Here is a 19,768-nt window from a genome sequence, read left to right as displayed (position 1 = left end):
GATTCCCTCGCTATTCAGGAAATCGTCCACGCGGGTCCGCGTGGACGAGGTTCAACTGACAATCGCTTCAGTTTCCGATCGCTTCCTGAATCGCCTTGTTGCCGCGTGCGACCGCGTTGTCGAGCGCCTGCTGCGCAGTCTGCTGGCCGGCCAGCATCTTCTCGAACTCCTCATTCTCGATGTCGCGCACCTGCGGCAGGTTGACGAGGCGCACGCCCTTCGAGTTCTCGGTCGGCGCCTTGCCCAGCATCTGCAGGATCGGCGTCTCACGGCCCGGGTTCTTGTCATAGAAGCCGGACTTCTTGGTCGCCTCATAGGCAGCGAGCGTCACCGGCAGATAACCCGACTTCTGGTGCAGATACTCCTGCACTTCGGTCTTGGACAGGTAGGAGAAGAACGCCGCGACGCCCTTGTATTCCTCGTCCGATTTGTTGCCGAACACCCACAGGCTGGCGCCGCCCGGCGTGGTGTTCTGGGGCGCGCCCTTGGCGTCACTATCATAGGGAAGCTGGCCGATGCCGTAGTTCATGCCCGATTTGACGATGTCACCGAGACCCCCCGACGATTCGGTGAAGATGCCGCATTCTCCGGCAAGAAAGATCTGCTTGGCTTCGGATGTACGGCCGCCATATTTGAAGGTGCCGTCCTTGGCCAGGTCGGCGAGCGCCTGGAAATGATTGACGAAGATCGGCGCATTGATCTTGAGCTCGACGTCGGTTCCGGCAAGTCCGTTCTGGTTGGTGCCATAGGAAACGTCGTTCCAGGCGGCGAAGGCCTCAAGGTGGATCCAGGTCAACCACGTCGAGGTATAGCCGCAGGAAGCGGCGCCGCTCGCCTTGATCTTCTTGGCGGCTTCCCACACCTCGTTCCAGGTCTTTGGCGGATTGTTCACGTCAAGCCCGGCCTTCTGGAAGATATCCTTGTTGTAATAGAGGATGGGCGACGAGGAATTATAGGGGAAGGACAGCATGGTCCCGTCCGGCTTCGAATAGTAGCCGACGATGCCGGGCAAATACTGGCTCTTGTCGAAGGTCACGCCGGCGCTGGTCAGCACATCGGCCACCGGCTTGATCGCACCTTCGGCGGCCATCATGACGCCGGTACCCACGTCGAACACCTGGATGATGTCGGGCGCTTGCCCCGCACGAAAGGCAGCGATGCCGGCATTCAGCGTTTCGGGATAGGTGCCCTTGAAAACAGGGAGAATTTCATAGTCGCTCTGGCTGGCATTGAAATCCTTGGCGATCTTGTCGACCACCTCGGCATTGGCGCCGGTCATTGCATGCCACCAACTGATCTGGGTGGCGGCGAAGGCGGAGGTGGTGGAAAGCAGGGTCAAGGTGGCGGCAACACCGGCCGCAAAGCCGAACAACTTCATGTTTCATCTCCCGTTTGTCATTGGCGAAAGGGGCGCTCCCGCGAACGCAATATGTGTCGCTGATGACAATCGGACAACGGATTTGTTGCTGTTTCGTGAATTTCATACCCGGCTAACTTCGCGCCCCCTCGCCTTGCAACGAGGACAGAGAGAAATGCCAAGCCGGCTCAGCGATAGAATGGGGCATGGTGGGCCTGCAAGGATCGCCGACCGCCCAGCGATGCGTGAAGGGCCCGCGTGACAGCGCCACGCACCTGCACCGTGCGGCCGCCAAACCGGCGCTCGGCCAGATCGAGATCGGCCGAGCGGCATCGCGCCAGGCGCTGCTGTAACCGTGCGTCTGGAATGAGACAGGATCGCCGCAACGTACAACCCGAAAAACCCGCTGTAGTTGTAGTTCGCATAACCGATTCTTCGTCAAGCGTGGCATACTAATCAAGTGGACGGCTTGATTGCTGTGGGAGAGCAGGTGGGGCGAGATGCTGACGGTCTATAATTGTATCGTGCATGAGCACGATCTGAGACTGGTCGCACTGGCAGCGCTCATTTGCGGTATTTCTTCCTTCTCGGCGGTCAACCTGCTTCGCCATGTCGACCGCTCGAGCGAGCGCAACCGCTATACCTGGCTGATGATAGCAGCCACTTCCACCGGCTTCGGTATCTGGGCGACGCACTTCATCGCAATGCTTGCCTTTTCTCCCGGAATCCCCAACGCCTACAATACGGAAATGTCGGCGCTTTCGCTCGCCGGTTCCGTCGCCCTGACCGCCGCGGGCATGTGGATCGCCACCTTGCGCCGGGGCATCGACTACCCTCTGGTCGGCGGCGCGGTCCTCGGCGCTGGTATCGCCGCCATGCACTATATCGGCATGGCCGCCTTCGAGGTCGAAGGGCGCATCGTCTGGAACCCGCTGCTGGTCGGCGTCTCGGTGCTGGCAGGCGTCACCCTCGCCGCGCTGGCGCTGCTGGTCGTGTTGCGACGGCCGTCCATGCAGGCCACTATCGCCGCCGCCATCCTGTTGACGCTGGCGATCTGCAGCCTGCACTTCATCGCCATGGGCGCGGTGTCGATCTTCCCGGACTCCTCCATCGAGATATCGCAGTTCACGGTCGAACCGGTGTCGCAGGCCTTCGCCGCCGCTGCAGTCAGCATGGCTATCCTGGTGCTTTCAGCCGCAGCATTGTGGATCGACCTTCGCTTCCGGCGTCACAAGCTCGAGGCCGAGCGCATGCACGGCCTCGCCAACGCCGCCGTCGAGGGGCTGATCGTCTGCGACGACGCCCGCATCGTCAGCGCCAATGACAGCATCGCGGCACTCACCGGCATTGCGCCGGAAGTGCTGAACGCGATGCTGCTTGGCGACCTCTTCGGCGAACGCACCGCGGCCGGCATGTCCGACTGCAGCGGACAGGCACAGGAAGCCGAACTCAGAGCCCATGACGGCGCCACCATCCCCGTCGAACTTATCGCCAGAAGCATCGACTATTGCGGCAAGCGGCACAGCGTGGTCGCCGTGCGCGACATCCGCGAACGCAGGAAGGCCGAGCAGGAGATCCTGCGCCTCGCCCATTTCGACCCGTTGACCGGGCTCCCCAACCGCCGCAGTTTCTCCGGCCGGCTCGAGGCCGAAATTGCCGCAATGGATCGCGGCGGCAAGGGTGGGCATCTTGCGCTGCTGCTGCTCGACCTCGACCGCTTCAAGGAAGTGAACGACCTGTTCGGGCATGGCGCCGGCGATGCCATGCTGCAGAAGGTGGCGCTATGCGCCTCCGCCGTGCTCCGCCACGGACAGATGCTGGCGCGTCTCGGCGGCGACGAGTTCGCCATCATCGCTCCGAACCTTCCCGATCCGCAGGCGGCCGGCCGCATCGCCGAGGCGGTGCTGGCGGCCATGCGCGAGGAAAACCGGCTGTCGGTCGGTGGCGGGCTGGTGTCGGCCAGCATCGGCATTGCACTTTATCCGCTCGACGCCGATGAGCCGACACTCCTGGTCAGCCACGCCGACACCGCGCTCTACCGCGCCAAGGCCGAGGGCAAGGACACTTACCGTTACTTCGAGGCCTCGATGGGCGCCGAGGCGCGAGACCGGCGCGTGATGGAGCACGAACTGCGCCAGGCCATGGCGCGCGATGAGTTTCGCCTCGTCTACCAGCCACAAAAGGAGATCAGCAGCGGGCGGATGGTTGGGTTCGAAGCGCTGATCCGCTGGCGCCATCCGCAGCGCGGCGACGTGTCGCCGGCGACCTTCATCCCGGTGGCCGAAAACAGCGGCGTCATCATCCAGATCGGCGAATGGGTGCTGGCGACGGCCTGCGCCGAGGCAGCGCGCTGGAAGAACCCTCTCACCGTCGCGGTCAATGTCTCGGCGGTGCAGCTCCACAATCCGAATTTCAGCCGCAAGGTGCATGAAGTCCTGCTCGGCTCCGGCCTGACGCCCGGCAGGCTCGAACTCGAGATCACCGAAACGGCGCTGGTCAAGGACATGCCGCGCGCGCTGGCGACCTTGCGCCAGGTGAAGGCGCTTGGCGTGCGTGTGGCGATGGACGATTTCGGCACCGGCTACTCCTCGCTGTCCAATCTCCGCGCCTTCCCCTTCGACAAGATCAAGATCGACGGCTCATTCATCAAATCAGTCGACAGCAACGGCCAGGTGGCAGCCATCGTGCGCGCCGTTCTGGGGCTTGGCCGCGGTCTCGGCCTGCCGGTTCTGGCCGAGGGCGTCGAGACGCTGGGCGAGCTGAAATTCCTCGACGCCGAGGCCTGCGAGATCGGCCAGGGCTACTACCTAGGCCGGCCGAGCCCGATCGAGGCGTTCAGCGAACTGACCGGCGTCGCGGCGCCGGCGGCACAAGAGGACGCCGGCGTCAAACAACGCGGCGGCAGCATCTTGATGCTGCCGCCGGCGGCGGCCCTGCGCTCAGCCTAGAGCAATTTCAGGAAAAGCTTGAAACGGTTTTCCGTCCGAAATTGCGTCGAAACAAAAAAGTTAGCGCGGGTAGCCGTTTCGACGAAACGGTGAACCGCTCTAAGGGGCGAGTGCGGCCTCAACCAGGCGCTTGGCATCCGGTCCCGACCATTCGGCCGGTCCGTTCATATGCGCGATCAGGCAGCCTTCGCCATCGATCAGCATGGTGACGGGGAGGCCTAGCGCCAAGCCGCGCGTCTTGACGTCGTTGAACAGCGCCAGCGTCGAATCGCGGTAGTAGCCGAGCGACCCGATGCCGATATCGGCGAGGAACTTCTTCGGCTTCACATCGTCGCCGGCATCGACATTGACCGCGACCACTTCGAAGGCATCGCTGCCCTTTTCCTTCTGCAAGGCGTCGAGCGCCGGCATTTCGGCGCGGCAGGGCGCGCACCACGTTGCCCACAAATTGAGCAGCACGGTCTTGCCGGCATGATCGGCGATCGTCATCGGCTTGCCGTCGGGACCGTTGAAGGCGAGACTTTTCAGCGATTGCGGCGGATCGGCGGGCAGCAATGCCGCCACCTGGCCGGTGGCCGCGGCGGCAACCTTTTTGGCGCGGTCGCTCTTGGCGGCGCAGGCGACATCGTTCTTGCTGTTGCCCGCGCCGGCCGCAGGTGCGCTGCCGGTGGCTGCGTTGTTGCCAGACCCGCTCTCGCTGACATATACCGCGACCGCGCCGGCCAGCACGCCCGCCAGCAAAGCGGCGAGGATCAGGCGCGGGGCCGGGAAGTATCTGTTACCGTCTGCCATTTTCTAAGACTGCTCCGGAGCACGGGTTATAGCGATGAGCGACAAGAAGGCCAGCAACCAGATGTGGGGCGGACGTTTTGCCTCGGGTCCGGCCGCGATCATGGAAGCGATCAACGCGTCGATTTCGTTCGACCGCAAACTCTATGCCCAAGACATAAGAGGTTCGATCGCCCACAGCGAGATGTTGGCTGAAACGGGCATTATTTCGGCGGCCGATCAAGAAAAAATCGCTCACGGGCTGAACACGATCCTAAAAGAGATCGAGGCCGGCACGTTCGAGTTCTCGACCCGGCTGGAAGACATCCATATGAATATCGAGGCCCGCCTTGCCGACCTGATCGGCCCGGCCGCCGGCCGCCTGCACACCGCCCGCTCGCGCAACGACCAGGTGGCGGTGGATCTCCGGCTCTGGGTCAAGGACGAATGTTTCCGCGTCGCCGAGGCGCTGAAGGGGCTGATCTCAGCCTTGCTCGAGCGCGCCGAGGAGCATGCGGCAACCGTGATGCCGGGCTTCACCCACATGCAGGCGGCGCAGCCGGTGACCTTCGGCCACCACTGCATGGCCTATGTCGAGATGTTTTCGCGCGACCTGTCGCGCGTCCGCGACGCCATCGAGCGGATGGATGAAAGCCCGCTCGGCGCGGCAGCGCTTGCCGGCACCAGTTTTCCGATCGATCGCCACAAGACCGCCAAGGCGCTCGGCTTCCGCGAGCCGATGCGCAATTCGCTGGACAGCGTCTCCGACCGCGATTTCGCGCTGGAGTTTTTGAGCCTGGTGGCGATCTCCGCCACGCATCTGTCGCGGCTCGCCGAAGAAATCATCATCTGGTCGACGCCGCAATTCGGCTTTGTCAGACTGTCGGACAGTTTCTCCACCGGCTCCTCAATCATGCCGCAGAAGAAGAACCCGGACGCCGCCGAACTGGTGCGCGGCAAGACCGGCCGCGTCACCGGCCATCTCGTCGGGCTGCTGACGGTGATGAAGGGCATGCCGCTGACCTACGGCAAGGACATGCAGGAAGACAAGGAATCGGTCTTCGACGCCGCCGAGACGCTCGATCTGATGCTGGCGGCGATGACCGGCATGGTGCGCGACATGACGGTCAATGCCGCCGCCATGAAGAAGGCCGCCGGCTCGGGCCACGCGACCGCGACCGACCTCGCCGACTGGCTGGTGCGAACGCTGGGCCTGCCCTTCCGTGAGGCACACCATGTCACCGGCCGCGCGGTGGCGTTGGCCGAAGAGAAGAAGGTGAGCCTTGAAAAGCTGTCGCTGGAGGATCTGCAGTCGATCAACCCCGGCATCACGGCAGACATCTTCTCGGTTCTGGCGGTGCAGAATTCGGTGAAGAGCCGCACCAGTTTCGGCGGCACGGCGCCGTCGGAGGTCAGGAAGCAGATCCGCAGCTGGAAAAAGCGCATCGCCAAGGCATGATGCCGGGGTGCAATGCGCCTAAAACTCGGTTAAAAGCGCAGCATATAAAGTTTCGGACGGATGGATCGATGACCGCAAGCAGGATTTTGGTGACGCTGACGCTGCTGACGGCGATGGCTGCCGTGACCGCTTGCGGCCGTAAGGCCGGTCTCGACACGCCCTATGAAGCGGCCGTCCAGGCCCGCAAGGACGCCGAGCGCGCCAAACAGCCGGTGCCGCCGGAGCCGGAAAAACCGGTCGTGGACAAGAAATTCATCCTCGACCCGCTGATCTAGGGCCGATGAGACCGGCTTGGTCTTTCTGACCAGGTCTCGTGCTAACCAGGTCTCGTGCTCCAACTTCCGGAAACACTCTCGTGAACCATTTCGATTACCGCGACGGCGTGCTCCATGCCGAGGACGTGGCGATACCAGACATCGCCGCAAGCGTCGGCACGCCGTTCTATTGTTATTCGACGGCAACCTTGACCAGACACTACCGGGTGTTCGCCGGGGCCTTTGCCGGGCTCGACACGCTGGTCTGTTACGCCTTGAAGGCGAATTCCAACCAGGCGGTGCTGCGGACGCTGGCAAAGCTCGGCGCCGGCGCCGATACCGTCTCGGAAGGCGAAATGCGCCGCGCGCTCGCCGCCGGAATCCCGGCCAACAAGATCGTGTTTTCCGGTGTCGGCAAGACCGCGCGCGAGATGGATTTCGCGCTCGAGGCCGGCATTCTCTGTTTCAATGTCGAATCCGAGCCGGAGCTTGAATTGCTGTCGGCCCGCGCCACCGCGCTCGGCAAGGTGGCGCCGGTGTCGCTGCGCATCAACCCGGATGTCGACGCCAGGACGCACAGGAAGATCTCCACCGGCAAGGCCGAGAACAAGTTCGGCATTCCCTGGCAACGGGCGCGCCAGGTCTATGCCCGCGCGGCCGGTTTGCCGGGCACCAAGCCCATCGGCATCGATACCCATATCGGCAGCCAGATCACCGAGTTGCAGCCCTTTGACGATGCTTTCGCGCTTCTGGCGGAACTGGTCGGCGCGCTGCGCGCCGATGGCCACGCCGTCGAGCATGTCGATCTCGGCGGCGGCCTCGGCATCCCCTACCGCACCGACAACAGCCCGCCGCCTCTGCCCGATGCCTATGCCGAGATCGTCAGGAAGCACCTGACAAAGCTTGGAGTGAAGGTGATGTTCGAGCCGGGCCGGCTGATCGTCGGCAATGCCGGCATCCTGGTCTCGGAAGCGATCTTCGTGAAGGAAGGCGACGCCAAGAACTTCCTCGTCGTCGACGCCGCCATGAACGATCTGATCCGGCCGACGCTCTACGATGCCTTCCACGACATCAAGCCGGTGGTGCAGCCGCCGGCCGACACGCCGCGCATGGCGGTCGACGTCGTCGGCCCGGTCTGCGAGACCGGCGACTATCTCGGCCTCGACCGTGACTTGCCCCGGCTCAAGTCTGGCGACCTCATTGCCGTCACCACCGCCGGCGCCTATGGCGCGGTGCAATCCGGCACCTACAACACCCGCCTACTTGTGCCTGAGGTTCTGGTCGACGGCGACCGTTTCCATGTCGTACGCCGGCGCCAGACCTATGACGAGCTTATCGGCCTGGATTCGGTGCCCGACTGGCTTGCATAGGAGCCGCCACGGCGGCTGCGCTACAGCCGGTTCTGGATGAGCATCCTTGTGTCGGCGATCCTGTCCTCGTCGCGGCGGTAGAACGTCCATTGCTTGATGCGCTTGGGCCGCAGCAGGCCGGCCTGGGTAAGCACGCGCATATGTTCGGAGAGCGTCGCCTGAGTAATGCCGAGCTTCTCCGCGATCAGCAGCGCGCAAACGCCGTCCTCGACCAGATCGCCGTCTGCCTGGGCCGGGAAATGGGCCTGCGGATCCTTCAGCCAGTCGAGGATCTGCAGCCTGCGTTCATTGGCGATCGCCTTGAAGACATCAACCTCTTGCATTTAGCCATTTTGCCAAGTTACTAATTGCTGTCAATCCCAAGGAGACGGTCATGACGAACGGCAACGCCGTCACGCGCGAACGCATCGCCGCGATGGAACCGCGCATCCGCCCCTATATCAGGCACACGCCGGTGCTGCGCGTCGACATGGCCGATTTCGACCGGCCGCCGCTGGCGGTCGACCTCAAGCTCGAATGCCTGCAGCATTCCGGCTCGTTCAAGGCGCGCGGCGCCTTCACCAATCTGCTCGAACGGCCGGTGCCTGCGGCCGGCGTCGTCGCCGCATCGGGCGGCAATCATGGCGCCGCGGTCGCCTATGCCGCCATGCGGCTTGGCCACAATGCGACGATCTTCGTTCCCGAAGTCAGCCCGGCGGCCAAGCTGCAGCGCATCCGCGGCTACGGCGCCGAACTGATCGTCGGCGGCGCCCGCTATGCCGAGGCGCTGGCCGCCAGCGAGGCTTTTGCTGAAAAGACCGGCGCGCTGCAGATCCATGCCTTCAACCAGGAGGAAACATTGGTCGGCCAAGGCACGCTCGGCCTCGAAATCGAAAACGATCTGCCCGACATCGACACGCTGCTGGTCGCTGTCGGCGGCGGCGGCCTGATCGGCGGCATCGCCGCCTGGTTTGCCGGCCGCATCAGGATCATCGCCATCGAGCCCGAAGGCGCGCCGACGCTGCATCACGCCTTCGAAGCCGGCCACCCCGTCGATGCGCCGGCCGAAGGCGTCGCCGCCGATTCGCTGGCGCCCAAACGCGTCGGCGAGATGATGTTCCCGATCGCCGAGGCCTTCGTCGAACGCTCCATCCTGGTCACCGACGACGCCATCATCGCCGCGCAAAAGGCGCTGTGGGAGCGGGTGCGGATCATCGCCGAGCCGGGCGGCGCAGCGGCCTTCGCAGCGCTGCTGTCCGGCCGCTACACGCCGGCGCCGGGCGAGCGGATCGCCGTCCTTGTCTGCGGCTCGAATACCGATCCGGCGAAATTCTAAACCTTGCTTCGACTGAAGTGGGACGCAAACCCGTCAAAGCTTTTCAAGTTTTCCGGAACCGCCTCGCCTTTGCCGTGTTTGCTGGTAAACTTCTGCTTGTTGAGTCCGGGCTATCCCGCCCGGGCAGGAAGGGCCGATGACGGAACGCCCCATTTCCAGTGGCGATCGCAGCCTGGCCGGGCGGCTTGCCCTGAGCCGGCTGGCGACACGGGTCTCGATGACGGTCGAGCGCGGCTGGCCGCTGCTTCTGCCGCTGCTCATCATCGCCAGCCTGTTTCTCAGCCTCTCCTGGCTCGGCCTTTTCCCCCGGCTGCCTGACATTGCGCGCATTATCCTGGTCACTGCGTTCGGTATTGCCACGCTGACGGCGCTCTATCCGCTGCGTTTCTTCAAGCTTCCATCCGCCGCTGAAATCGACCGCCGTATCGAGGCCGCCAACCAGCTGCAGCACAGCCCGGTGCTGGTGCAGACCGACCGTCCCAGCGGCAAGGAAAGCATCTTTTCCCAGGCGTTGTGGCGCGAACACCAAAAGCGCATGGCCGACAAGCTCGGCAGCCTTGGCGCCGACCTGCCGCGTACCCGCGTGCCGGAGCGCGATCCGTGGGCATTGCGTGCCGTGGCGGCGCTGCTGTTGGTCACCGCTTTTGCCTTTTCCTTCGGACCGTCCGGCGGCAGGCTGTCCGATGGTTTCAGTGCGCATGCGGCGCGCGACATCGTACCGCCGCGCATCGATGCCTGGGTGACCCCGCCGGCCTATACCGGCAAGCCGCCCATCTTCTTGACCGCGCCAGTCATCGATGGCAACGCCAAGCAGGCGGTTGCCACCTTCACCGTGCCGCAAGGCAGCGACGTCTCGCTGCGCGTGACCGGCGGCTCCGGCGAGGAAACGCTAAGCTTTGCCGACAAGGGCGGCAATGCTCGCGCCATCGACCCGTCGGGACCACAGGTGGCGGCCGTCAAGGCAGCGGCGGTCAACCCCGCGACCCCCAAGCTGCGCCAGTTCACCGGCAAGCTGACCGCCGACGGCACGCTGACGCTGAAGTCGGGCGAAGCCGATCTCGGTCGCTGGGCCTTCGCGGTGATCCCCGACAAGCCGCCGACGATCCGCTTCGTCGGCGAGCCCAAGCGCGCCGTCAACGGCGCCTTCGAGCTCAACTACCAGATCGACGACGACTATGGCGCGGCCACCGCCAAGGCGGTTTTCGCGCTGGCCGATCCGGCGGCGCCCGATGCGCATCCGCTCTACGGTCCGCCTGACCTGCCGCTGGCGCTGCCGCGCCGCGGCGGCAAGGCGAACGCCGCCAAGACCACCAAGGACCTCACCGAGCACGTCTGGGCCGGCGCCAGCATCAAGCTGTCGCTTGTCGCCACCGACGATGCCGGACACACCGCGACCAGCGAGACCAAGACTATTGTGATGCCGGAGCGACCCTTCGCCAACCCGCTGGCGCGGGCGGTGGTCGAGCAGCGCCGCCTGCTGGCGCTCGACGCCAATGCCAAGCCGCGCGTGCTCGACCTGATGGACGCCATCACGCTGCGGCCCGAGGACACGTTCGACAACATGTCGCATTACCTCGCCATCATGAGCGCCCGCAGCCGGCTGAAGATGTCGGACAGCGACGATCAGTTGCGCAACGAGGTTGCCTATCTCTGGGAAATCGCGCTCGGCATCGAGGAAGGCAATCTCTCGTCCGCCGAAAAGCGGCTCCGCCAGGCCCAGCAGGCGCTGCAGGACGCCATCAAGCGCGGCGCCAGCGACGAAGAGATCGAAAAGGCGATGAAGGAACTGCGCGAGGCGATGAACGAATTCCTGCAGGAATTCGCCGAGCGCGCCAAGCAGAAACCGAACGCGCCGCAGATGCAGCAGAATGGTCGCGAGCTGCGGCAGAGTGATATCGACCGCATGATGGACCAGATCGAGAACCTGGCGAAGTCGGGCGACCGCGACAAGGCGCAGGAGCTGCTGTCGCAGCTGGAAAACATGATGAACAACCTGCAGGCCGGCCGTCAGCAGCAGGGCGGCGAGCAGGACAGCGAGATGCGCCAGCAGATGGACAAGCTGGGCGAGATCATGCGCCGCCAGCAGGAGATGATGAACGACACCTACCGCATGGACCAGATGCAGCGCGGAGATAATCAGCAGCCCGGCGAAGGCAATGGCGACGACCCGGACCAGCCGGGCGTCGGCAAGGATCGCGATCCTCTCGCCCGGCCGAAGTCGATGACACCGCAGGAATTCGCCGATGCGATGAAGCAGCTGCAGGAAGGCCAGGGCCAGTTGCAGAGCGAACTCGACAAGCTGAAGAAGGGCCTGGAAGGCATGGGCATGCAGCCCAATGAGGGGTTTGGCGACGCTGGCAAATCCATGAGCAACGCCGAAAAGTCGCTTGGCGAAGGCGAAGGCGACCAGGCAGTCGGCCACCAGGGTCGCGCGCTGGAAGCGCTGCGCAAGGGCGCCAAGGAGATGATGAAGCAGCTGCAGGCGATGCAGGGCGACCAGGGCGGCAGCCAGGAAGGCGGCCGCCAACAGGACGCCGGCCGCGATCCGCTGGGCCGACCGCGCGCCAGCCGCGGACCCGATTTCGGCGATTCGGTGAAGGTGCCCGACGAGATCGACGTGCAGCGCGCCCGCCAGATTCTCGAGGCGATTCGCAAGCGGCTCGGCAACGCGCTCAGCCCCGACATCGAGCGCAGCTACCTCGAGCGGCTGCTGGAGCTGAAGTAGCCTCCAAGGCAACATCCGTCGAACTGAATGGTATCAGCGCCATGCCGAAACTCGGTGCCGTCACGCCCATCCTGCGCATCTTCGACATCGCCAAGGCACGCGAATTCTATGTCGACTTTCTCGGCTTCAAGGTCGAGTTCGAGCACCGCTTCGACGACAATGCGCCGCTCTACATGGGTGTAATCCGCGACGGCTGTGTCCTGCATCTGAGCGAACATCATGGCGACGGCGCGCCGGGTATAGCCATGCGCATCAAGGTCGAGGACATCGCGGCATTGCACCGCGAACTGATCGGCAAGAGATACCGCTACGCCCGGCCGGGCCTCGAAACCACGTCGTGGCAGACCCGTGAAGTGTCGGTCGGCGACCCCTTCGGCAATCGCCTGCATTTCTACGAGGATGCAACAGACTAAGCCGGCCGGTTGACGAACGCCTCGCGGATCGCCTCCTGCATGCCGTCGATAGCTTCGCCTGAGGCATTTGGGCTGCGGTGCATCACCACATTCGAGGAATCGATATGGCCGAACCCGTCAGCGGCGGTGAGTTCACGACAGCCATCCGGAATATTGCTGTGCGAGATCGGCGCGATCGCCAGGCCAGAGGTGACGGCGAGCTTCAGGCCGCCGGTGGTGTCGCTGGTATAGGCGACACGGTAGGCCAGCCCACGCTGCTCAAGCGATTTGATGGCAAAGTCCTTGCACCAGCCGGCCCGGTTGTAGAGCGCGATCGGCACCGGCCGCTCCTCATGCATGTGATGCAGGCTCGATGTCACCCACACGGTCGGATCGTGCATCAGCACCTCGCCGCCGGAAGGATCCTGCCATTCGAACACCACGGCGAGGTCGAGTTCACCGGCCGCCAACGCTGCCAGCTGGGCGCCCGAATGTGCATAGCGCACGGTGACCTCGACCTTGGTGTGACGCTTCGAGAAGGCGCCGAGCGCGCGCGACAGGATGGCGTGACCATATTCCTCGGGAATGCCGATGCGCACAGGCCCGCCAAGCGGTGCCGCCGCCATCGATGCCGCCGTCTCGTCGAGCAGAGAGACGATGCGGCGGGCATTGACGATCAGCTCGCCGCCACGGCGCGTCAGCGCCACGCCGCGCGAGCCGCGTTCGAACAGGCTGTCGCCGACCAGCTCCTCGAGCTTCTTCATCTGCATCGACACCGCCGACTGGGTGCGCCCGGCCTGCTCCGCCGCCCGGGTGAAATTGCCCGCTTCGGCAATGGCGACGAAGGTGCGCAGGAGATCGCTGTCGAGGGTTGGCCGCATCGAATCCGTCATAAGCAAATTTGATCTCTGGTATCATCCCAATTCGTTTGCAACATGTCAAACGCCGCAGCATAGTCCGCTCACCCATTGGATATGCCGCCGCGAAACCGGCTGCGGACCAATCAAAGAGTCCTCACTCATACCCGCTGCCCGAAACGGTGGCGGGTTCTTTTTACCCAGGCCGGGCGCCTGCGGGCAGTTAAGGCAAGGGCCGGCAGAACAACATGCGCAACCGGATCGTTCTCGGCATCATCAGCCTGTGCCTTGGCGTGCTGGTGTTCTCGCTCCAGGACCCGCTGGTCAAGGCGGTGTCGGCCGGCTATCCCGTGACCGAGGTGATGTGGATCCGCTCGATCGTCGCTTTGCCGATCCTGGTCGTTCTCGTTCGCGCCGATGTCGGCCTGCGGGCCATCGCCTCGAAGCGGTTCGGCCTGCTGACGATACGCGCCTTCATCCAGTTCTCCTCCTATACGGTCTACTATCTGGCGATCGCTGCCTTGCCGCTCGCCGACGCGGTGGCGCTCTATTTCATGGCGCCCCTGTTCATCATGGCGATAGCCGGGCCCTATCTCGGCGAGCGGGTATCCTGGCAGGCTCTCGCCACCGTGCTGATCGGCATGCTGGGCGTGGTCGTGATGCTGCGCCCGGGCGCCGGCCTGTTCGACTGGGCGGCGCTGCTTTCGTTGGGCTCGGCTTTGCTCTACGGCTTTTCACAGCTGATGGCGCGCAAGATCGGCGACACCGAATCCTCCACCGTCATGGCCTTCTACCAGAACGGCGCCTATCTGGTCGGCGCCGCTGCGGTTGCCGGCACATTCTGGCTTGCCGGCATAACCCATGCTGTCCACCCCAGCCTCGAATTCCTGGTGCGGCCGTGGGTCTGGCCGACGACACCGGATTTCCTCAAGATGGCGGCCTGCGGGTTCGTCGCTTCGGCCGGCATGATCCTGCTGTCACAGGCCTACAGGCTGGCGCCCGCCAACCGCGTCGCCACCTTCGAATACACCGGGATTATCTGGTCGCCGCTGTGGGGCTTCCTGTTCTTCGACGAGGTGCCGCGCTCGACCACTGCCATCGGTGCGGCGCTGATCATCGGCGCCGGTCTGCTGGCGCTCAACACCGAACGGCGCCGGAGCGCTGCGCCTGTCCTCGCCGCGTCTCAGGATGTCGCCTGAAGCGTGTCAGGCGAAGCAGGCGAGCGCCTGGTCGACCCGCGAGCGGATTTCGGCCAGCGTGAAAGGCTTTTGCACGACGTCGATAATGACGCCGTTCAATTCCTCGGCGCGCTCGCGCTGGTCGGCATAGCCGGTCATCAGCAGGATCTTCATGTCAGGGAAAAGCCTGGCTGCGGCGATCGCCATCTCGATGCCGTCCATTTCCGGCATGCGGATATCGGAGACGACGAGGTCGTAACCGCCGCCTGCAGCACTGACCATCGCCAGCCCCTGCGCGCCGTCGGCGGCGATATCGATCGAGTGCCCGGCGCGTTCGAGCGCGCGGGCGGCGAGGGTGCGGACGGACTCATCGTCCTCGACGATCAGAAGCTTTGCCATGGGCCGGAATTTGGCGGGCAAAAGTTGACTTTTTCTGAAAATTTGAAGCGTCGGGCCCTTTTCTCAGGCATCGCCTTTGACCACACCGACAAACGGCAGTTCGCGAAAAGCGTGAGCGACGTCCATGCCGTAGCCGACGACGAAGTAATCGGGACAGTCGAAGCCGACATAGTCGGCGTTCAGCTCCGTCTGGCGGCGCATGCGCTTGTCCAACAGCACCGCGATGGCGCAGCTTTTGGCGCCGCGCGACAGCATCAGGTTGCGGGTGAAGGAGAGCGTCTTGCCCGACTCCAGGATATCGTCGATCAGCAGCACGTCGCGGCCGGCGACCTCATTGTCGATGTCGCGCAGCACCCTCACCTCGCCGCTGGTGGTGCCGGCGCCATAGCTGGAAATGAAGATGAACTCGACCTCCGGCGACAGCCCGACATCGTGCATGGCGCGGATCAGATCGGCGGCGAAGATGAACGAGCCCTTCAGCACCGAAATCACCAGCAGGTCGTGATAGTCGTGCTCGGCGATCTCCTTGGCGAGTTCGAGATTGCGCCGCGCGATCGCGGACGCCGAAAACAGGACCTCGATGTCCTTGCCGCGCACAACTGGCATCAACAACCTTTCCAGAGAACCGACTAGCCGGCGAAGGTGACCGCCACGGCCTTGACGCCGTTTCTAGGCACATCGAGGCGGCTGGAAAAGCCGAATCTTTCGCCGGGCGCCAGAGAACGGTTGGATGTCCCCAGAGTATAACGGGTGATGCGGCTGTCATTGCCGGTGACACGTATCTCCAGCGGCGGCAATTGTCCCGCCTTCAAACCGTCATTGACGGCCTCGCCATCCACGAACAGCACCGGGGCGGGTCCTGAGGCGTCGACACGCGACGTGACGCCGGCAATGCTGAGTACGGCGCCCTCCGGCTGTTCGACTGACCAGAACGGCGTCTGGCGCACCAGCGCGTGGCCACCCGAGACCCAGAAGGCGGCAAGCGCCGCACCGATGCCGGCAATCCAGAAGATCGGCCCGCCACGCGATGCCGGCCGCCCGGCTGACGCATCTGATTTGCGCAGCATCTCCATGCCTTCCATCGACGGCGTCGCGATGTCGCGCGCCGGCGTCGGCATGGCTTCTATCAGTGGGATCAGCTGCGGCAGCACCTCATAATCCGCATCGACGATGTCGGTCGCCACAGGCCGCGATTCCGGTGCGACACTTGTCCCGGTCATGATTTCGCCGGAAACCGGGCGCGCGGTTCGTTGCTCAGCCATCATGGCCCCGCTGTTGCCTCTTCGTTTCTTTTGCGTAAATGGAAATGGTTAACGCTTCCCCACCGGAACCCTTGTGACGCACTCAAAAACAGCGAAAATTAACCGACGGTTAACCATGGCGGCCGATGGTCGTTGGACAGAAAGGGCTGGCACGCCGCCGCCACACACCTCAGGTCGTCGCACGTGATCCGCTTCGAAAATGTCGGCCTCCGCTATGGCATGGGTCCGGAAATCCTCCGCGACATCTCCCTGCACATTCCGGAGAGCTCCTTCCAGTTCCTGAGCGGGCCCTCCGGCGCCGGCAAGACGACGCTGCTGCGCCTTCTGTTCATGTCGCTGAAGCCGACACGCGGGCTGATCACCATCTTCGGCAAGGACCGCTCGCGCATCTCGCGCGCTGAACTGCCGCATCTCAGGCGCCGCATCGGCGTGGTGTTCCAGGATTTCCGCCTGCTCGACCACATGACCACCTATGAGAATGTCGCTCTGCCGCTGCGCGTGCGCGGCCGCGAGGAAGCGAGCTACCGCACCGACGTCACCGAACTTTTGAGATGGGTTGGCCTGGGCGAGCGCATGCATGTGCTGCCGCCGGTCCTTTCGGGTGGCGAAAAGCAGCGCGCGGCAATCGCCCGGGCCTTGATCGAACAGCCCGAAATCCTGCTTGCCGACGAGCCGACCGGCAATGTCGACCCGCCGCTGGCGCGCCGGTTGCTCAGGCTGTTCATTGAGCTCAACCGGCTCGGCACCGCGGTGGTGATCGCCACTCACGATCTCGGCCTGATGGAGCAGGTCGACGCGCGCCGCATGATCCTGGCCGGCGGAAGGCTGGATATTTATGACTGAGCTATCGGCCGAACAGCTGCATGAAGACGCCGCCGAGCCCGCGACGACGACGCAGCGCGTCCAGCGCCGCATGGCGCCGATCGTGCCGGCGCAGAATATTGCCGGCCGCGCCTTGGTGCTGGTCATCGCCATCATGACCTTCCTGTCCTGCCTGACTTTCGGCGCCGTCACGCTGGTGCGCGACACTGCCTCGGTCTGGGAAAACCAGATCTCGCGCGAGGCGACGATTCAGATCAAACCGGTCGACGGCCTCGACATGGAGGCAGCCCTTGCCCAGGCCTCGCAGATCGTCGGCGAATTCCCCGGCGTGAAGGAAACCCGGATCATCGATCGCGACGCCACCGCGCGTCTGTTGGAGCCATGGCTGGGCTCGGGCCTGAATATCGACGAATTGCCGGTGCCGCGCCTGATCATCGTCACCATCGACGAGACCAGTCCGCCCGACTTTAGCGCCATCCGTGCGGCGCTCACGCCCAAGCTGCCGAGTGCTTCGCTCGACGATCACCGTACATGGGTCGACCGGCTGGTCGCCATGGCCCGCACCACGGTCACCATCGGCATCGCCGTGCTGGTCCTGATGCTGTCGGCGACGGTGCTGACCGTAGTGTTTGCGACGCGCGGCGCTATGGCGGGTAACGGCCATATCATCGAAGTGCTGCATTTCGTCGGCGCCGAGGCGCGCTTCATCGCGCGCGAATTCCGCTGGCATTTCCTGGTCACCGGCATGAAGGGCGCGGCCGCCGGCGGCGCAGCCGCGATCCTGGTTTTCATCGTCTTTTCCTGGTGGTCGTCGCGCAACATGGCAACGCCGCAGGCCGACCAGGCCACCGCTTTGTTCGGCAATTTCGCCATCGGATCGGCAGGCTATCTCGGCGTCGGCCTGATGGTGCTGGTGATCGGCGGACTGACGGCGGCGACCTCGCACGCCACCGTCGTCGCCTATCTCAGCGACATCGATGTCCGCCAGCCGGATGCGGGGTGAACCGTGAGGGCAGAAGCGAAAACAGTTCGGGGGCAAGGACAGGAATGGAAGGGACGATCACGGATCGAAAACCGACGTAACGCAATGTGCGCTTTTTTCCTTACCAAAAAGGCATTTCAGGATTAACCATAGGATGATGAACGCGCGGGAGTCGACCGGAACGGCTGGACAGATGCCAGTGGTGCGTTTGCGTGTGCGTACCGGGCTGGGCCGTTTGCGCACCGCCCTGCGTCTCGCCTCCCTCTGTCTACTGCTGCTGGTGGCCCTGTTTGCCGGTGGCTTCGGCTGGTTCGCCAGCAAGGTCAGCCACATGACGACCCCGACCAACCCAGCCAAGGCCGATGCGATCATCGTCTTGACCGGCGGTCAGGCCCGCCTCGACGCAGCACTCGATCTGCTTGCCTCCGGCAAGGGCGAGCGGCTGCTGATCTCAGGCGTGCATCCCTCTGCCAGCCGCCGCCAATTGCAGGCTGCTACCGGCGGCGACAAGGCGCTGTTTTCCTGCTGTGTCGACATCGACCGCGCCGCGCTCGACACGATCGGCAATGCCGAGGAAAGCGCTAAATGGGTGGAGAGCCACGCCTATGGCAGCGTCATCCTCGTCACCAACAATTACCACATGCCGCGCAGCCTGCTCGAGATGGGCCGCCTGCTGCATGGCGCCAGGCTTGAACCCTATCCGGTGGTCAACACCAATCTGGACAATGGCGACTGGCTGACCAAGCCGGAAGCGCTACGCGTGCTTCTGACCGAATACAGCAAATACCTGCTGGCGCTTGCGCGCGGCGTCGTCCAGGTCCGCCAGACTGCCGACAGCGTCGCACTGGCCGAGGTTTCGACCGCCAAGGACTAAAGCAATTCCAGGAAAAGTGTGTGGCGGTTTTCCCGGGAAAAGCACGTACGCTTTCCCTTGGGAATTGCGTCCAGACAGACGACTCTGACGGCGCTCGATTACCCTTTGGCCGTGCCGTCTTCCGGGCCACGCAGCCGCGCAATCTCCTGTTCGAGGCTTTCAATCCGCTTGTCGCGTTCAGCGAGTGCGGCCGCGACATCGGCGGCCTCGAATCGCTGCGGAATGTGTTGCGGGCAATTGGCATCCCAGGCCGAGACGGTGAACAGGATGACCTGCTCGGGGCGCGCCTTGTAGTCCTGCGGCATCAGCCTTGCCAGAAGCTCGGCATCGTCCTCGACGACGCGCGCCGTGCCCCAGATCTTGACGCGCTGGCGATGCGCATAGTCGATCAGGAACAGGAATGCCTGGTTGTTGTCGGCGAGATTCCCCTGCGTGATGAACTGCCTGTTCCCGGAGAAATCGGCAAAGCCGATGGTCTTCTCGTCCAGCACCTTGAGGAAGCCGGCTGGCCCGCCGCGATGCTGGATATAGGGCTGACCCTCGCCATTTGCCGTCGAAAGGAAGACGCTGGTCTGCGCCGCGATGAAGTCGGCGAGGTCGGGCGTCATATGGGCGCGCCATCCGCCGCGCTCCTCGGCGCTGGCATAGCCCTTGCGCGAACCTTTGCGGGTCTGGATCGCCTTGACCGTCGGCGTGAAGGCGACATCGCTGGTGAAAGTATGAGCATTCATGGAAGCCTCCGCGAGGCCGAAACACGGCCATTGTACGCGAAGAGGTAGGTCCTTCCATGTTTTGGATGTAGATGG

General features: G+C 64.0%; 20 protein-coding genes. 12 read left to right on the top strand and 8 right to left on the bottom strand.

What is annotated here, in order from left to right:
• Positions 1 to 67: 67 nt before the first annotated feature.
• Complete coding sequence (gene ugpB / locus NLY42_RS11255) at positions 68 to 1,378, bottom strand: sn-glycerol-3-phosphate ABC transporter substrate-binding protein UgpB (protein WP_023685331.1); 1,311 nt, start codon at positions 1,376 to 1,378, stop codon at positions 68 to 70.
• Between the two features lie 185 nt (positions 1,379 to 1,563).
• Here ugpB and NLY42_RS11250 point away from each other — a divergent pair, with 185 nt between their 5' ends.
• Both NLY42_RS11250 and NLY42_RS11245 read left to right on the top strand, forming a co-directional pair.
• Positions 1,564 to 1,710 carry a hypothetical protein gene (locus tag NLY42_RS11250; protein WP_023685332.1) on the top strand — a complete coding sequence of 49 codons (147 nt, stop codon included), beginning with the start codon at positions 1,564 to 1,566 and terminating at the stop codon, positions 1,708 to 1,710.
• A 147-nt stretch (positions 1,711 to 1,857) separates the two neighbouring features.
• The gene (locus NLY42_RS11245; RefSeq protein ID WP_023756523.1) at positions 1,858 to 4,305 is read left to right on the top strand and encodes a bifunctional diguanylate cyclase/phosphodiesterase; all 2,448 of its coding nucleotides are present in this window, start codon (positions 1,858 to 1,860) and stop codon (positions 4,303 to 4,305) included.
• Between the two features lie 99 nt (positions 4,306 to 4,404).
• Here the strand turns inward: NLY42_RS11245 and tlpA are convergent, their stop codons facing one another.
• Positions 4,405 to 5,097 carry a thiol:disulfide interchange protein TlpA gene (gene tlpA / locus NLY42_RS11240; protein WP_023726975.1) on the bottom strand — a complete coding sequence of 231 codons (693 nt, stop codon included), beginning with the start codon at positions 5,095 to 5,097 and terminating at the stop codon, positions 4,405 to 4,407.
• Between the two features lie 34 nt (positions 5,098 to 5,131).
• Here tlpA and argH point away from each other — a divergent pair, with 34 nt between their 5' ends.
• From argH to lysA, 3 genes are all read left to right on the top strand, one after another.
• Entirely contained in the window at positions 5,132 to 6,532 is a 1,401-nt protein-coding gene (gene argH, locus NLY42_RS11235; protein ID WP_023754190.1) for an argininosuccinate lyase, read from the top strand.
• A gap of 68 nt (positions 6,533 to 6,600) precedes the next feature.
• Positions 6,601 to 6,807, top strand: coding sequence for a hypothetical protein (locus NLY42_RS11230; RefSeq protein ID WP_023673325.1), 207 nt, complete (start codon positions 6,601 to 6,603; stop codon positions 6,805 to 6,807).
• Positions 6,808 to 6,887: 80 nt separating this feature from the next.
• Positions 6,888 to 8,156, top strand: a complete 1,269-nt coding sequence (lysA, locus tag NLY42_RS11225) for a diaminopimelate decarboxylase (RefSeq protein ID WP_023754189.1) — start codon at positions 6,888 to 6,890, stop codon at positions 8,154 to 8,156.
• A 20-nt stretch (positions 8,157 to 8,176) separates the two neighbouring features.
• Here lysA and NLY42_RS11220 read toward each other — a convergent pair whose 3' ends face one another.
• Complete coding sequence (locus NLY42_RS11220) at positions 8,177 to 8,479, bottom strand: ArsR/SmtB family transcription factor (protein ID WP_023694025.1); 303 nt, start codon at positions 8,477 to 8,479, stop codon at positions 8,177 to 8,179.
• 50 nt (positions 8,480 to 8,529) lie between these two features.
• Between NLY42_RS11220 and NLY42_RS11215 the strand changes: the two genes are divergently transcribed.
• The 3 genes from NLY42_RS11215 (at position 8,530) to NLY42_RS11205 (ending at position 12,609) form a co-directional block, all read left to right on the top strand.
• Positions 8,530 to 9,471, top strand: a complete 942-nt coding sequence (locus NLY42_RS11215) for a threonine/serine dehydratase (RefSeq protein ID WP_023731069.1) — start codon at positions 8,530 to 8,532, stop codon at positions 9,469 to 9,471.
• Positions 9,472 to 9,607: 136 nt separating this feature from the next.
• Positions 9,608 to 12,196, top strand: coding sequence for a TIGR02302 family protein (locus NLY42_RS11210; protein WP_023754188.1), 2,589 nt, complete (start codon positions 9,608 to 9,610; stop codon positions 12,194 to 12,196).
• A gap of 41 nt (positions 12,197 to 12,237) precedes the next feature.
• On the top strand, positions 12,238 to 12,609 hold the full coding sequence (locus NLY42_RS11205) for a glyoxalase superfamily protein (RefSeq protein ID WP_023685340.1): 372 nt from the start codon (positions 12,238 to 12,240) through the stop codon (positions 12,607 to 12,609).
• Here NLY42_RS11205 and NLY42_RS11200 read toward each other — a convergent pair.
• On the bottom strand, positions 12,606 to 13,469 hold the full coding sequence (locus NLY42_RS11200) for a LysR family transcriptional regulator (protein ID WP_023701399.1): 864 nt from the start codon (positions 13,467 to 13,469) through the stop codon (positions 12,606 to 12,608). The two genes, NLY42_RS11205 and NLY42_RS11200, sit on opposite strands and share 4 nt — an antisense overlap.
• Before the next feature lie 224 nt (positions 13,470 to 13,693).
• Between NLY42_RS11200 and NLY42_RS11195 the strand changes: the two genes are divergently transcribed.
• Complete coding sequence (locus NLY42_RS11195; protein WP_023748501.1) at positions 13,694 to 14,644, top strand: DMT family transporter; 951 nt, start codon at positions 13,694 to 13,696, stop codon at positions 14,642 to 14,644.
• A 6-nt stretch (positions 14,645 to 14,650) separates the two neighbouring features.
• Here the strand turns inward: NLY42_RS11195 and NLY42_RS11190 are convergent, their stop codons facing one another.
• The 3 genes from NLY42_RS11190 to NLY42_RS11180 form a co-directional block, all read right to left on the bottom strand.
• A complete protein-coding gene (locus tag NLY42_RS11190; protein ID WP_023694030.1) occupies positions 14,651 to 15,022 on the bottom strand; it encodes a response regulator in 372 nt (123 codons plus the stop codon).
• A gap of 63 nt (positions 15,023 to 15,085) precedes the next feature.
• A complete protein-coding gene (hpt, locus tag NLY42_RS11185) occupies positions 15,086 to 15,628 on the bottom strand; it encodes a hypoxanthine phosphoribosyltransferase (RefSeq protein WP_023673315.1) in 543 nt (180 codons plus the stop codon).
• 23 nt (positions 15,629 to 15,651) lie between these two features.
• Positions 15,652 to 16,287 carry a hypothetical protein gene (locus NLY42_RS11180; protein WP_023685343.1) on the bottom strand — a complete coding sequence of 212 codons (636 nt, stop codon included), beginning with the start codon at positions 16,285 to 16,287 and terminating at the stop codon, positions 15,652 to 15,654.
• A gap of 180 nt (positions 16,288 to 16,467) precedes the next feature.
• Here NLY42_RS11180 and ftsE point away from each other — a divergent pair, with 180 nt between their 5' ends.
• The 3 genes from ftsE (at position 16,468) to NLY42_RS11165 (ending at position 18,962) form a co-directional block, all read left to right on the top strand.
• On the top strand, positions 16,468 to 17,127 hold the full coding sequence (gene ftsE, locus NLY42_RS11175; RefSeq protein WP_023754187.1) for a cell division ATP-binding protein FtsE: 660 nt from the start codon (positions 16,468 to 16,470) through the stop codon (positions 17,125 to 17,127).
• Entirely contained in the window at positions 17,120 to 18,109 is a 990-nt protein-coding gene (locus NLY42_RS11170; RefSeq protein WP_023673312.1) for a cell division protein FtsX, read from the top strand. Before ftsE ends, NLY42_RS11170 begins: the two co-directional genes overlap by 8 nt.
• Positions 18,110 to 18,242: 133 nt before the next feature.
• Positions 18,243 to 18,962, top strand: coding sequence for a YdcF family protein (locus NLY42_RS11165; RefSeq protein ID WP_023754186.1), 720 nt, complete (start codon positions 18,243 to 18,245; stop codon positions 18,960 to 18,962).
• A 98-nt stretch (positions 18,963 to 19,060) separates the two neighbouring features.
• Here NLY42_RS11165 and NLY42_RS11160 read toward each other — a convergent pair whose 3' ends face one another.
• Positions 19,061 to 19,693 (bottom strand): pyridoxamine 5'-phosphate oxidase family protein, encoded by a 633-nt coding sequence (locus NLY42_RS11160; protein ID WP_023754185.1) that lies wholly within the window; start codon positions 19,691 to 19,693, stop codon positions 19,061 to 19,063.
• Between the last annotated feature and the right edge of the window lie 75 nt (positions 19,694 to 19,768).

This window comes from Mesorhizobium sp. C372A (genome assembly GCF_030323245.1).
Lineage (GTDB): Bacteria > Pseudomonadota > Alphaproteobacteria > Rhizobiales > Rhizobiaceae > Mesorhizobium.
Note: the sequence above shows the minus strand (reverse complement) of the source record. Positions and strands in the feature narration are given on the sequence as shown.